We start from the raw sequence: 12,806 nt of genomic DNA, 5'->3' as shown, positions 1-12,806 counted from the left end.
GGTCGCGCGTGGTGGCTATGCCGGGCTGTCCGGCGGTGTGGCGTCGCGGTCCGGCGCCAGCAGGATGCGATCAATCTCCATCCCCGCCAGCTCCACCATCTGGAGCCGCGCCGCCTCCGGCAGGTGCGCGAAGAACTGCGCCATCGAGTTGCGGAGCATCGTGGCTGTCGCGTCTAGTGCGGCGGCTTCGGCCGGGTTCCTGGCCATGAGCTCGCGGTACAGGAACGCGAGAAGGGCGCGGTGGGCCATCAGCCAGGCGGTGGTCTGCGCGGAGTTGAAGGCCGGCAGCATCACCCCTTCGCCCAAGCCCCAGGTGGAGAGGCCAACAAGCGCGGCTGGGGGCTGGCTTGTGACGGATTTCGGGGGGTGCGGCGGCTGGGTTTCTTGGAATATCAGCGGCTTGCGGCATGTCACGCATGTCACAGTTTATGTGACGCGTAAGCGCCTGTTTTCGCTGCGCAATTCGGCTTTGTCACGGTGTCACGCCCCGCGCGCGTATATGCGCGCGCGCACGTGCGACGTCCTACCCTGTAACAGTGTGACAGGTAGAGAAATCCTAGGAGGGACAAGGGCTTCCTTGTCACAAGGCCTGTGACGCCCGTGACGGGTTCCCGGGCTCTCTCGGCGGCCGAGCGCCAGCGGGCGAAGCGGGCCCGGGACCGGGCGGCGCGCGAGGCCGAGCGGATCGAGGCCGAGGCCGCGCCGCTGCGCCTGGTGCTGGCCGCGCAGGCCGAGCAGGACCTGGCCACCATCGAGGCCCACCTGGAGGACGGCCAGCGCGGCCTGGCCCTGGCCGAGCGGACGCTGGAAGGCGCCAAGGCCGTGGTGCTGCGCCTGGCGGGCCATCCGCTGCTGCGCCTGGCCGAGACCGCCAACCTGCCCGTGCACCTGCTGGCCCAGCGCCTGGCGTGCAGCCGGTTGGAGGCGGCGCGCCTCCAGCAGGACGCCCAGCGCGAGCTGCTGGACCGGCTGCACGGGAAGGCGCCGGCCGCGAAGGGCGACCCGGGGGCGGCGCCGATCGCGGTGCAGCTCAACGTCACGCCCGAGCTGGCGCGCAGCCTGCAAATCCAGGCGGATCAAGGGCTTGGCGGGGAGGACGCGGCATGAGTTGGAGCGCGCAGCGTTGGACAAGGCGCGGAAAGGCGAGCGCAGCCAAGGGGTTGCGGCGAGCCGGGCAGCTGATTGCGGATCAGCGTGGCCTCGGCCTGGCGGGCGGTGGCGGGCCGCGCGACCGGCGGGCACCCCCCCCGGGGTCGCGCCCCCCCGGGGGCCCAAACGCGGCCCCGCCCGTTCCCGCCTCCCTTGGTGGCTCGATCGAACAGGCCAGGGACGGGGCGAGTGTGGGCCTGGGCGCGACTGCCAGGGGGGCGGGGGGATGAGGCGGCTGCATTCCGTCTCCGAGATTTCGGCCATGCTGTCCGAACGGGCGGAGGCGCTGGCGCGGGACCTGTTCCCGGCGGGGCGGCGCAGCGGGCCGGAGTGGCGCGTTGGGTCCCTGGCGGGCGAGCCGGGGCAGTCGCTGGCCATTCGCATCCAGGGCGACAAGCGCGGCGTGTGGGCGGACTTCGCGGGCGGCGGGAAGGGCGATGCCCTCGACCTGGTGGCCCAGGCGCGGTTCGGCGGGAACCTGGTGGAGGGGCTGCGCTGGGCGCGCGGGTGGCTGGGGCTGGAGGCCGGGCCGCTGCCCGAGGGGCGGGCGCCGGCGCCGCCGCCCAAGCGCGAGCGCCAGGAGGACCCCGAGCGGGCGCAGAAGGCCGCCCGCGCCCTGTGGATGGGCGCCAGGCCCATCGAGGGCAGCCCGGTGGCGGCCTACCTGGACGGGCGCGGGGTGGGCCTGGGCGCGCTGGGGCGCGTGCCGCGCGTGCTGCGCTACCGGCCGGACGCCTGGTGCAGCGAGCGGAACATCCGCGCGCCCGCCATGGTGGCGGGCATCGTGCGGCGGGCGCGCATCGTGGGGGCGCATCGGACCTTCCTGGCGCCGGGGCCGGCGGGGCGGTGGACCAAGGCGCCGATCGCCAGCGCGAAGAAGGTGCTGGGGTCCATGCGGGGCGGGTTCATCCCGCTGCATCGGGGCGTGTCTGGCAAGCCCTTCGCGGAGGCGCCCGAGGATGACGTGCTGGCCATCGCGGAGGGCATCGAGGACGCGCTGACCATCGCGCTGACCATGCCGGAATGGCGGGTGGTGGCGGCGGTGTCGGTGGGGAACATGGCCGAGCTGGTGCTGCCCGAGCAGTTCCAGGACCTGGTGTTCCTCTGGGACCGCGACGGGGACAACCCCTCCGCCCGCCAGGCGCGGGAGCGTGCGGTGGCGCGCTTCATGAACGAGGGCCGCAGCGTGCGCGAGCAGCGCCCGCCCGAGGGCTTCAAGGATTTCAACCAGTGGCACATGGCGGAGCTGGCCGACGCGGCCGCGCCGCGGAGGGGGATGGCGTGATGGGGCGGCCACTCGGCAGCAAGAGCGGCGCCGCGCGGCGCATCCAGGTGGAGCGGTTCGACGTGAACGGCCGCCCGATCCGCCTCATGGCCGCGGCCGATGGCTATGTCATGGCCCAGCGGCCCGGCTGCGAGCCCTTCGTGCTGCCGATGCGCCGGTGGGAAGTGCTGGCAACCAAGCCGCCCAAGGTGGCGTCGTGAGTGCAGCCATGGACGAGGCGCGGCAGGAGGCCGAGCCGTTCAAGAGCCCGGCGCATGCCTGGTTCTGGTGCTGGCGCCTCTTGCAGGCGCGGGCGGATGGGCGGGCGCCGCGCGCCGACATGCGCGAGGGCGGCGCCAGGCCGTGCACGCCGGATGACATCCTCCGCGTGCTGGACGCCCTGCATCGGCGCGGGCGCATCACGCTGGAGCATGTCCGGGTGCTGCGCGAGTACGGCGAGAAGGGGCGGCCGCCCAACCCCGTGATCCCGGGCGAGCATACCGCCTTCGTGCATTGGCAGCAGGCGATGAGCGCCATGGGCGTGGTGCTGGAGGCCAAGGGCATCGTGATGCCGCGGAAGGAGCGGGGGCGTTGAGTACCACGCGCGAAAACCCCCTGCGCCGCCAGCTGGAGGCCGCGAAGCGGCGCGGCAAGGGCGCTTCCTTCGTGCACCTGCCGGAGGACTGCCCGGTGACGCCGCTGGGCGGTGACGGGCATGTGTTCCACTACCTCAACGCCAACCAGCAGCTGGTGAGCGTGGAGGCGCAGAAGCACAGCAAGAACGTCATCGCGGCGCTGTTCGCCCCGCATGTCGAAAGCTGGTTGTTCGAGCACTACCCCAAGACCCGCAACGACATGAACGCGGTGACCGACTTCAAGGTGGACAGCGTGGCGCGGCACCTGATGTGCGAGGCGCAGGAGCGGCGCAGCACCTGGCGGCCCCAGGGGAATGTGCGCGGGGCGGGCGTGTGGCCCGGCAAGGATGGCGACCTGCGGGTGCATCTGGGCGACCGGCTGCTGGTCGGCGGCAAGGAGCACGACCTGGGCCGCGTGGATGAGCATGTCTATCCGCTGCTGCCCGCGTGGGAGGGGCCGGTGCCGGCGGCGCAGCCCGGCGGCGAGGGCGGCCCGGCCACCGAGCTGCTGGCGCTGTTCGGCGCCTGGCGCTGGCAAGAGCAGCTTCTGGCGCCGCGCCTGCTGCTGGGATGGTGCATGGCGGCCTTCCTCTGCGGTGCGCTGGACTGGCGGCCGCATGTGTGGCTGCTGGCCCCGCGCGGGTCCGGCAAGTCCACGCTGCTGAAGGCCCTGGGCCACCTGTTGCAGCGCGACCGGTACCTGCTGCAGGCGGGCGCGGCGAGTAGCGCGGCGGTGCGCGGGCTGCTGCGCAATGACGCGCGGCCCGTGAGCCTGGACGAGCAGGAGCCGAGCGAGGACAACCGGGCCATCACCTCCATGCTGGAGCTGGTGCGGCTGGCCTCGACGGGCGACAGCATCCTGCGGTCCAGCGTGGACCAGACCGTGAGCGAGCAGCAGGCGCGGTTCTGCGGCATCTTCGCCTCCATCGTGAAGCCGCCCTTCACGAGCCAGGACGCGAGCCGCATCACGGTGCTGCGGATGCTGAAGCCGGCCGCGCGGACGGCGCCGCCGCTGCTGCGCGCCGAGGCGCTGGGCCTGCTGGGACGGCGGCTGTTCCGCCGGCTGCTGGACCGCTGGAAGGCCTGGCCGGAGACGAGCCACGCCTGGAAGGCGGCGCTGGCGGAGCGCGGCATGGACAACCGCTTCCTCGACCAGGTGGGCACGCTGCTGGCGCTGGCCTGGCTGGTGGAGCAGGACCTGGAGCCGGACAGCGACAGCCTGGACGAATGGTGCGCGCTGGCCGTGCAGACCACGCAGAGCGACCGGGCCGAGGAACGGCCGCAGTGGTTCCGCCTGGTGGAAATGCTCTCCGCCACCATGCTGCGCGACGAGGCCGGGCGCAGCGAGACGAGCGTGGCGGAGCTGCTGGATATCGCCTGTTTCCAGAAGCAGGTGAAAGACGAGCAGAGCGACCAGATGGTGCCCGTGTCCGACGCGGCGGCCGAGAAGGCGAATGCGGCCCTGGCGCGCCATGGGCTGCGCTTCGTGCCGGTGCGGGATGCGCACAAGCGAGTACTCCGGCGGTGGCGCGACGATCCGACGCGCGAGCCGGGGCCGCTGGGCGATGGCGCCGCGCCCGGATGGGTGGCGGTGGCGAACGCGCACCCGGCGCTGGCCAAGATCTTCGACCGGACGCAATGGGCCGCGCGGCCGGGCACGCCGGGCGGGTGGAAGTCGGTGCTGGAGGATGCGCCGGGCGCGGTGGCGGGCGACGCCATCCGCTTCGGGCCGCGCACGTCGCGCTGCGTGCAGGTGCCGGTGGAGCTGTTCTTTGATGGGGTGAGCGAGCATGAGTGACGTGATTTCGCGGGCGCGCAAGGTGCAGTTTGACCGGCACGCCGGGATGGGTCCGCCCGGCATCGCCTGCGGCCCGGTGCCCAACCTGGCGGAGTGGTGCGCGGCGCGCACCCGGCGCGAGCGGCAAATCCTGGGCCTGCTGCTGGCCGCCCAGGAGCATCACGGGATGGTGGTGCTGCTGTCCCGCGCGGACCTGCGCGCGTCCGACCAGACCATGCATGACATGTACTACGCCGGCATGGTGAACGGCTGCGGCGGGCCTGACCGGCGCGGCACGGGCAACACGGCGGAGAGCAGCTTCTGGTGGTTGACGGAGCGCGGCGAGCAGGTGGCGCGGGCGTGTGGGTTGCCGCCGAAGGTGGAAGCGTGATCTTCCGCTGGCGCCGCGTGCTGGGGGGGCAGGACCGCATGGGCGCGAGCTGCGCGGTCCTGGCGCGCGGCAAGCTCAACTCGGTGCTGGTGCGCTTCGACGCCGATGGCTGGCGCGTCGTGACCAGCCGCTACGCGGTGCGCAAGGCATGATCCCCACCTGGTCCTCCCCCGGCCCGGTCTCGACGGCCTTCGTGGACAGCACGGCGCCCGTGTCGGTGCTGATGGGGCCGGCCGGTTCAGGCAAAACCGTCACCGGCTTGCAGAAGGGCGTCCTGGAGGCCTTTCGCTGGCCGGAGACGGAGCCGGGCGTGCGGCGCGTGCGCTTCCTGGTGATGCGTCAGAAGATGACCGACATGGAGGGCAGTACCCTGCCGTCCTGGCACGCCTGGTATCCGCGCGGCATGGGCAGCTTCACGGGCAAGGAGGGCAGCCCCAAGCGCCACATGATGACGCTGGCGCATCCCTACGGCGGCCGGGTGGAGCTGGAGGTCCACTTCCGCGGCCTTGGTGACCAGAAGGTGGACGATGCGCTGCGCGGCTTCGAGTTCAGCTTCGCAGATGTGGACGAGTGCGACCTGATGGACGCGGACATCATGGCCACGCTCATCAAGCGCGCTGGTCGCTATCCGCGCGAAACGCTCTCGATCAACCCCAAGCGCGTCTGGGGCACCTGCAACGCACCGCTGCCCGATAGTTGGGTGGTGCAGGACCTTATCGAGGAGCCGCGCGAGGGGTGGAAGCTATTCCGCCAGCCTTCCGGTCTCTCGCCCCAGGCCGAGAACCTGGCCGTGCTGGGGCCCAACTGGTACCGCGAGCAGGCGCTGATCCTGCCGGACTATGAGCGCAAGCGCTTCGTGGAGAACATCCCGGGCCTGATCCGCGACGCGGCGGCGGTGTACCCCGAGTTTCGCCCCAGCTTGCACGTCTCGGAAACGCCGCTGCGCGTGGTGAAGGGGCGGCGCTGCTACCTGGGCCTCGACGCCGGGGGCACGCCGGCCGCCTTCCTCTGGCAGGAGGCGCCGGACGGCCAGTGGCGCGGCCTCGCGGAGCTGTCCACCCATGGCGCGAGCGGCGCCGGCGTGACCGGCCCCCGGCGCTTCGGCCAGGTGCTGGCGCAGCTGCTGGCGGAGCGCGCACCGGGTGCCGAAATCATCGCGCGGGCCGACCCGTCCAGCGCCTATGGCGCCGATCGCGCCGCCGGGGAGGCCAGCTGGATGGAGATCGTTGGCCAGGAGACGGGACTGAACATCCTGCCCGCGCTGACGCAGGACCCGACGCTGCGCGAGGAGGCGCTGCGCCGGCCGCTGACGCGGCTGCTGGACGGCGGGAAGGCGGGGCTGCTGCTGGACCCGTCCTGCACGCTTATGGCGCGGGCCCTGGCCAGTGACTACCGCTTCACCATCACGGCCGGGCGGCGCAGCGACCGCCCCGCGAAGAACTGGGCCAGCCACCTGGTGGAGGCCGCGCAATACGGGCTGCTGGAAGGCAGCGGCGTGGCGCAGGTGATGGGCCGCGCCCGTCCCCAGCCGTCGCGGACGCATGTGGGCGTGCCGCGCTTCAACCCCTTTTCGAGGAGACACGGATGACCATCAACCTGAAGGTGGAGGGCGAGGGCGCGCCCGAGACAGAGGGCCAGGCGCCGGCCGATCATGTTGCGGATGCCCGCGATATGGTGGCCACCCATGTCGCGGTCCCGCTGGACCGGCTCTTCATGGGATGGCTGGAGGCGCGCGCCGAGGCGCATGGGGAGACGGTGGCGGACCATGCCGGCCGCCTGATCCGCGAGAAGTGGCAGACCGACCCCTGGCGCATCGCGCAGCAGGGCGGCGGGATGGCCGGGTCGCGGGGGGCGCGGACGTGACGCTGGAAGAGCTGACCCCGGGCCAGCGCAAGGCCCTGCTCTATCTGCCTGCCGACGGTACGCTGCGCATCGAGCCAGACGATCATGAGGCTGCGCACGCCCTCCGTAGTAGCCGAGGGTGCCGCGTGCTGGCTGCCAGATGGGAAACACCTGGCGCGAGCGCCTATGCGCTGCTGCCTGAAGGCAGGCGATTGCGTGCCCTGCTGGAGCAACAGGAAGGCCAGCCGGATGGCGAGGCCGTGCCAGGCGCGGACGTGACGTGACCGAGCCCTTCTTCCTGCTGTTCACCCGGCGCCCCACCGGCCAGGGCTTGCGCTGGTGGCACCACCTGCTGGACGCGCGCTGCGCGCATGTCGTGGTGGTGCAGCCGATGGTGGTGGGCAGCCTGGTGGTGCAGCCCTTCGGCAAGGTGCTGAAGGTGGAATGGAGCTACCACCCGGCCGAGGACCAGGCGCGCGGCCTGATGTGGGCGTGGAACGCCCGCGCGCTGCGCGTGCCCGCGCCCCCGGAACAGGAGGCGCCGCCCGAGCTGCGCCCCTTCATGACCTGCGTGGAGGTGGCCAAGGCGATGCTGGGCCTCTCCGCCTGGTGGATCGTCACGCCGCGCCAGTTGTGGTGGGCGCTGGTGGCGCGTGGTGCCCGCGTGGTGCCGCGCTTCGTGTGGCCCGAGCGGGAAAGGATTGCCTGATGGCAGCGCAAACTGGCGGCGGTAGCACCATTGGGGCGCCGCAACTCTTCGGGATGATCGGCCGGGAGCGGCCGGCGCCGGCGCCCAGCGCGGCCGAGCAGTCCCTGGCGCGGGAGCAGGCCGAGCTGGCCGAGCGGCGCGCCCGGCTGGACCTGGAGGAGCAGGCCCGGCTGCGCGCGCGTGGCGGCGCGCTGGCCGGGCGCATGTCCCTGCTGGGGGGCGGTGTGGACGGCGTGGACGCGGCCGAGGCGCGCGGCCAAGCGCCGCTCAAGGCGAAACTGGGGCAGTAGGGAGGACAGGACATGGGTGGATTGTTCACCACGCCGAAGGCGGACAACAGCGCCATCGAGGCGCAGCGGGCCGAGCTGGCCCGCCAGAACGAGCTGGTGGAGCGCCAGCGCGCCGAGACCGCGGCCGAGCGCGCCCGCCTGGACGCGCAGGAGGAGGCCCGCAACCGCGCCCTGGCCGGCACGCTGCGCGGCCGCATAGCCCTGCTGGGCGGCGACGAGGAAGGCGTGGACAGCGCCGAGGCGCGCGGCACCGAAACCCTGAAGCGGAGGCTGGGCGCATGAACGAGGCCAAGCTGGAGGCGCTGCTGAAGCGCGCCGCCAATGCCCGCACCAAGCGCGACGCCTTCCGCGCGCTGATGACGGACATCAACAAGTTCGCCATGCCGGAGCGCGACAGCTGGAGCAGCTACGGCCTGGGCGAGGACCGCCAGGCCGAGGTGTTCGACAGCACGGCGGTGGTGGCCACGGGCCGCTTCGCCAATCGCCTTCAGCAGGCGCTGTTCCCGCCCCAGCAGCGATGGGCCCAGCTGGACCTGCCGCCCGAACAGCCGGACGACAATCCCGCCCGCGTGGCGCGCGGCGCCCTGCAACAGGCCACCGAGATCCTGTTCCGCCACATCCATGCGTCCAACTTCGACCAGGTGGTGAACGAGTGGGGCATGGACCTGGCGGGCGGCGCCGGCGCCATGATGGTGGAGAATGGCCGCCTCGCCACGCGGCGCAGCGGCGCGCCCCTGCTGCGCTTCCAGGCGGTTACGTCTGGCCAGATTGCCTTCGACGAGGGGCCCTTCGGCGCCGTGGAGGGCATCTTCAACGACCAGGCCCTGGCGGCCCGGCTGATCCGCCGCACCTATCCCGACATCACAGACCTGCCCCAGGCCCTGGCCGATGCCGAGAAGGGCGACCCCGAGCGCGAGATAAAGCTGCTGCAAGCCACGGTCTATGAGCATGAGACCGCGGACTGGCGCCTGTACCTGGTGCATGAAGGCAGCAAGGCGGTGCTGGTGGAGCGCAGCTATCGCACCAACCCCTGGGCCATCACGCGCTGGGCCAAGGCGCCGGGCGAGGTCTATGGGCGCGGGCCTTTGGCCACGGCGCTGCCCGACATCCGCACGCTGAACAAGCTGGTGGAGCTGGCGCTGGTGCAGGCCAGCTTCGAGGTGACGCCGGCTTTCACGGGGGTGGATGACGGCGTGCTGAACCCGGACACGGTGCGCATCGCGCCCGGCGTCATCATCCCGGTGCGGAGCAATGGCGGCAGCCTGGGACCGTCGCTGGCGGCCCTGCCCATGGCCGGGAACTATCGCCTGTCCGAAAGCCTGGCCGACCGGCTGCGCAGCAATGTGCGGCTGGTGATGTTCGATGACCCCTTGCCGCCCGAGGTCAAGAGCAACGTCAGCGCCACGGAAATCCAGGAGCGCATCCGCCGCTTCCAAGCGGACACGGGCGCCTTCGGCCGGCTCTACACGGATGCGGTGGTGCCCATCATCCTGCGGTGCGTGGACATCCTGGACGAGGCCGGCGCCTTCGCGGGCATTCCGGCCCTGGCCGACCTGCTGGACGTGCTGAAGGATGACCTGGTGCGCGTGCAGCCCACCAGCCCATTGGCCCAGGCGCAGAACCAGGCCGACGCGGACGCGGTGCTGGGCGTGGTGGGCAGCCTGGCCAGCCTGGGGCGGCCGGGCGAGGCCATGCTGCGCCATGCCGTCAGCCTCAAACGCGCGGGCCCCTTCGTGGCGCGCCGCGCAGGCGTGCGGGAGGAGCTGATCCCGACCGATGAAGAGCTGAAGGCGGAGGACGAAGCGGCGGCCAAGGCGCAGCAGGAGGAGGCGCTGCTGAAAAGCCCGGTGGTGGGCCAGGCCGTGGGGAATGTGCTGCCCGCGATCGTGGGCGGCCAGCAGGGGCAGGCGGCATGAACATCACCAAGCCCCCTGGCTACGCCAACGAGCCCTCGCGCGGGCAGATGCTGCGCGATGCGATGCAGGATGACCGGGTGCATGGCGCCCTGCTGCTGGCCCTGGAGGCCGAGCGCGCCCAGCCGAGCTTCGTGCCGGGCATGAGTTTCGAGGAAACCGCCTGGCGCGAGGGGCGCAAATCCATCCTCTCCGAACTGATCCGCATGAGCGAGGACAACAGCCGATGAGCGAAACCCAGACCGCCCCCGCCGACACCGGCGCCCCCGCCGAGGGCGCGCCCCCGCCGGAGGCCGCCGCCCCGCCGGCCACGCCCGGCAGCATCTTCGACGCGGCCGGCGAACCGCCGCCGCCCACCGAGGACGGCAAGCCGGGCCGGCCGGACTACATCCCGGAGAACTTCTGGGACGCCGAGAAGGGCGAGCCGCGCATCGAGCAGATGGCGCGCACCGTGGCCGAGCTGCGCCTGAAGATCAGCCGCGGCGCGCAGAACGTGCCGAAGGCGGCCGATGACTACAAGCTGCCCGCCATCGAGGGCCTGCCGGCCGAGGCTGTGAAGCCGGATGACCCCCTCTGGTCCGACGTGCGGAAGGCCGCGCATGAGAACGGCCTGTCCCAGGCGCAGCTGGAGGCGCTGGCCAAGCCCTATCTGGCACGGCTGGCCGAGGCCATGCAGCAGCAGCAGGCCACCGCCAGCCCGGAAGTGATCCAGCAGCGCTACGCCGAGGAGATCAAGCGGCTGGGCCCCGAGGGCCCGGCCGTGCTGCGCGACGTGAAGAGCTGGATGGGCGGGCTGGAGCAGCGCGGCATCCTGTCCCGCGAGGAGGCCCAGGCCCTCTATGGCGTCACCAATGCGGACGGCGTGCGGGCCCTGGCCAAGCTGCGCCAGCTGACGGGCGAAAAGCCCATCCCGGTGACGGCGCTGGAGGACGGCAAGGGCAGCCTGGAAGACGCCAAGCGCATGATGACCGAGGGCTACAAGACCAACGACATGGCCATGGTGAAGCGCGGCGAAGCGCGCATCGCGGAGCTGGAGAAGCAGGGCGTCCTCTGACTTCACCAAATCTGACATTGCAACGGGCGATTCCGCCCTGGTAATTCTCACCCCGCGCGCCACGGACCGCGCGGGGCCTTACACCCCCGCCAGACCACGGCGAGCAGGCAGGACCCCGAAGGCCCGCCACGCGCCCCGGCCATGATGCCGGCGCCCGCAGGCGGCACCCACCCGGGCCAATCGGCCGACGTTCCCCAACATCGAACGCCCCGAGGGTCCATCATGGCCATCTACGTCTCCAAGGTTTTCCAGCAGTCCTTCGACGCCCAGGTGAAGGCCGCCTATGAGATGGGCGGCAAGCTGCGCGCGCGCATCCGCGTGGCCACCAACGTCGTCGGCACCACCCATGATTTCCGCCGCGTCGGCAAGGGCGTGGCCGTGCCGCACCGCCCCGTGCAGCCGCGCACGCCCATCGGCATCGACTTCAACAAGGCGACGGCCACGCTGTCCGCCTGGGAAGCGACCGAGTACGTGGACGTGCGCGACATGGAGCGCGTGAACTTCGAGGAGCGCGGGCTGCTGGCCCAGGCCATCGGCCACTCCATCACGCGGCGCGAGGACCAGCTGATCATCGACGCGATGGCGGCCGCCTTCTCCGGCGCCACCATCGCGGTGGGTGCGGCCGGCCTGACCGACGCGAAGCTGCGCCAGGCCGCGCGCATCTTCGAGGATCGCGCCATCCCGCGCGAGAACCGCACCATCCTGATGGGCGCGGAGCAGTACGACAACGTGATGGGCGAGGGCCGCCACAGCTCCCGCGACTTCGGCGATGGCAGCGTGACCCAGACGGGCGAGCTGCGGCCGCTCTACGGCTTCACGCCGATCATCATGGAAAGCCGCGACGAGGGCGGGCTGCCCAAGGTCAGCAATGACCGGCAGGTGTTCTGCTTCGACCGCCAGGCGGTGGGCCTGGCGATCGGCGGCGAGGACCCCACGGCGATCGACTGGCTTCCCCAACTGAAGGCCTGGCAGATCAACAAGGGCATCCATGAGGGCGCCGTGGTGATCGACCCGCTGGGCGTCATCCGCATCGACTGCCTGGAGGGCTGATCCCATGCCGTTCATCGCTGACAATTTCGCCATGGTCTCCGGCCATGGCCGCAAGGGCGCCGGCGGCGAAGCCAGCCCCGGCGCGCCGCAGATCTTCAGCTACCGCACGCAGGACGCACACGCGACGGTGGACACCGCGGGCTATTTCAACCCGGTGCGCGGGCTGCTGGAGCGGGGCGACATGATCGACGTCGTGGTCGTGGACGCCAACGGCGCCGTGCAGACCTATGGCCGGCACATCGTGATGACCAAGAGCGCCACCTCGGTGGACGTGTCCAACGTGACCGTCGGCACGGTGACCAACTCCGACTGACCCGGCGGCGGGGCGGCTGGTGCCGTCCCGCGCCCCACCTTGGGCCAGGCGTGGGCCGGCCCTGCATCCCGGACCGGAGCACGCCATGGCGCAGGCCAGCACCACCGCCCCCGACCGCGTCACCAGCCGCGTGACGGGCACCTTCACGGCGGCCGACCAGGTCAGCCCGTGGGTGGAGATGGGCGGCCCCTTCCTCATGGCGGCCGGGCCCACGGGCGCCGGCAGCGTGCGGCTCGAGGTCAGCTTCGACGGCGGCGCCACCGCGCACGTCGCGGGGCTGCCCAGCGGCGCGCCGAACCTGTGGACCGTGCCGGCGCTTCAGCATGTGCCCAACGTCATCAGCGAGGCGGGGCTGCTGTTCCGCCTGTACTGCGTGACCTATGGCGGCACGCCCATTCCTTACCGCATGAGCCGGTGAC

The 12,806-nt window shown here is 72.0% G+C and carries 20 protein-coding genes; 19 read left to right on the top strand and 1 reads right to left on the bottom strand.

Going from position 1 to position 12,806, the window contains the following annotated elements; genetic code table 11:
* Nucleotides 1–15: 15 nt before the first annotated feature.
* On the bottom strand, nt 16–291 hold the full coding sequence (locus JTN19_RS14695; RefSeq protein WP_206934173.1) for a hypothetical protein: 276 nt from the start codon (nt 289–291) through the stop codon (nt 16–18).
* 309 nt (nt 292–600) lie between these two features.
* Here JTN19_RS14695 and JTN19_RS14690 point away from each other — a divergent pair, with 309 nt between their 5' ends.
* From JTN19_RS14690 to JTN19_RS14600, 19 genes are all read left to right on the top strand, one after another.
* On the top strand, nt 601–1,107 hold the full coding sequence (locus tag JTN19_RS14690; RefSeq protein ID WP_206934171.1) for a hypothetical protein: 507 nt from the start codon (nt 601–603) through the stop codon (nt 1,105–1,107).
* 268 nt (nt 1,108–1,375) lie between these two features.
* Complete coding sequence (locus JTN19_RS20430) at nt 1,376–2,434, top strand: DUF7146 domain-containing protein (protein WP_206934169.1); 1,059 nt, start codon at nt 1,376–1,378, stop codon at nt 2,432–2,434.
* Entirely contained in the window at nt 2,434–2,634 is a 201-nt protein-coding gene (locus JTN19_RS14680; protein WP_206934167.1) for a hypothetical protein, read from the top strand. The genes JTN19_RS20430 and JTN19_RS14680 overlap by 1 nt, the downstream gene beginning before the upstream one ends.
* Complete coding sequence (locus tag JTN19_RS14675) at nt 2,631–3,008, top strand: hypothetical protein (protein ID WP_206934165.1); 378 nt, start codon at nt 2,631–2,633, stop codon at nt 3,006–3,008. The genes JTN19_RS14680 and JTN19_RS14675 overlap by 4 nt, the downstream gene beginning before the upstream one ends.
* Nucleotides 3,005–4,846, top strand: coding sequence for a hypothetical protein (locus JTN19_RS14670; RefSeq protein ID WP_206934163.1), 1,842 nt, complete (start codon nt 3,005–3,007; stop codon nt 4,844–4,846). The genes JTN19_RS14675 and JTN19_RS14670 overlap by 4 nt, the downstream gene beginning before the upstream one ends.
* Entirely contained in the window at nt 4,839–5,216 is a 378-nt protein-coding gene (locus JTN19_RS14665; protein ID WP_206934161.1) for a hypothetical protein, read from the top strand. The genes JTN19_RS14670 and JTN19_RS14665 overlap by 8 nt, the downstream gene beginning before the upstream one ends.
* Complete coding sequence (locus JTN19_RS14660; protein WP_206934159.1) at nt 5,213–5,368, top strand: hypothetical protein; 156 nt, start codon at nt 5,213–5,215, stop codon at nt 5,366–5,368. The genes JTN19_RS14665 and JTN19_RS14660 overlap by 4 nt, the downstream gene beginning before the upstream one ends.
* Nucleotides 5,365–6,804, top strand: coding sequence for a hypothetical protein (locus JTN19_RS14655; RefSeq protein ID WP_206934157.1), 1,440 nt, complete (start codon nt 5,365–5,367; stop codon nt 6,802–6,804). The genes JTN19_RS14660 and JTN19_RS14655 overlap by 4 nt, the downstream gene beginning before the upstream one ends.
* Complete coding sequence (locus JTN19_RS14650) at nt 6,801–7,079, top strand: hypothetical protein (protein WP_206934155.1); 279 nt, start codon at nt 6,801–6,803, stop codon at nt 7,077–7,079. The genes JTN19_RS14655 and JTN19_RS14650 overlap by 4 nt, the downstream gene beginning before the upstream one ends.
* On the top strand, nt 7,076–7,342 hold the full coding sequence (locus JTN19_RS14645) for a hypothetical protein (protein WP_206934153.1): 267 nt from the start codon (nt 7,076–7,078) through the stop codon (nt 7,340–7,342). Before JTN19_RS14650 ends, JTN19_RS14645 begins: the two co-directional genes overlap by 4 nt.
* Complete coding sequence (locus JTN19_RS14640; RefSeq protein WP_206934151.1) at nt 7,339–7,767, top strand: hypothetical protein; 429 nt, start codon at nt 7,339–7,341, stop codon at nt 7,765–7,767. The genes JTN19_RS14645 and JTN19_RS14640 overlap by 4 nt, the downstream gene beginning before the upstream one ends.
* The gene (locus tag JTN19_RS14635) at nt 7,767–8,057 is read left to right on the top strand and encodes a hypothetical protein (protein WP_206934148.1); all 291 of its coding nucleotides are present in this window, start codon (nt 7,767–7,769) and stop codon (nt 8,055–8,057) included. The genes JTN19_RS14640 and JTN19_RS14635 overlap by 1 nt, the downstream gene beginning before the upstream one ends.
* Before the next feature lie 12 nt (nt 8,058–8,069).
* Complete coding sequence (locus tag JTN19_RS14630) at nt 8,070–8,339, top strand: hypothetical protein (protein WP_206934146.1); 270 nt, start codon at nt 8,070–8,072, stop codon at nt 8,337–8,339.
* Nucleotides 8,336–9,973, top strand: a complete 1,638-nt coding sequence (locus JTN19_RS14625) for a portal protein (RefSeq protein ID WP_206934145.1) — start codon at nt 8,336–8,338, stop codon at nt 9,971–9,973. Before JTN19_RS14630 ends, JTN19_RS14625 begins: the two co-directional genes overlap by 4 nt.
* Complete coding sequence (locus JTN19_RS14620; RefSeq protein WP_206934143.1) at nt 9,970–10,200, top strand: hypothetical protein; 231 nt, start codon at nt 9,970–9,972, stop codon at nt 10,198–10,200. The genes JTN19_RS14625 and JTN19_RS14620 overlap by 4 nt, the downstream gene beginning before the upstream one ends.
* On the top strand, nt 10,197–11,024 hold the full coding sequence (locus JTN19_RS14615; protein ID WP_206934141.1) for a capsid assembly protein: 828 nt from the start codon (nt 10,197–10,199) through the stop codon (nt 11,022–11,024). The genes JTN19_RS14620 and JTN19_RS14615 overlap by 4 nt, the downstream gene beginning before the upstream one ends.
* 222 nt (nt 11,025–11,246) lie before the next feature.
* Nucleotides 11,247–12,074: a phage capsid protein gene (locus tag JTN19_RS14610; RefSeq protein WP_206934139.1), complete on the top strand. Its 828-nt coding sequence runs from the start codon at nt 11,247–11,249 to the stop codon at nt 12,072–12,074.
* Nucleotides 12,075–12,078: 4 nt separating this feature from the next.
* Entirely contained in the window at nt 12,079–12,387 is a 309-nt protein-coding gene (locus tag JTN19_RS14605) for a hypothetical protein (protein ID WP_206934137.1), read from the top strand.
* An 85-nt stretch (nt 12,388–12,472) separates the two neighbouring features.
* The gene (locus tag JTN19_RS14600; RefSeq protein WP_206934135.1) at nt 12,473–12,805 is read left to right on the top strand and encodes a hypothetical protein; all 333 of its coding nucleotides are present in this window, start codon (nt 12,473–12,475) and stop codon (nt 12,803–12,805) included.
* The last annotated feature ends 1 nt before the right edge of the window (nt 12,806 follow it).

The sequence above is a fragment of the Roseococcus thiosulfatophilus genome (assembly GCF_017311575.1).
Lineage (GTDB): Bacteria > Pseudomonadota > Alphaproteobacteria > Acetobacterales > Acetobacteraceae > Roseococcus > Roseococcus thiosulfatophilus.
Note: the sequence above shows the minus strand (reverse complement) of the source record. Positions and strands in the feature narration are given on the sequence as shown.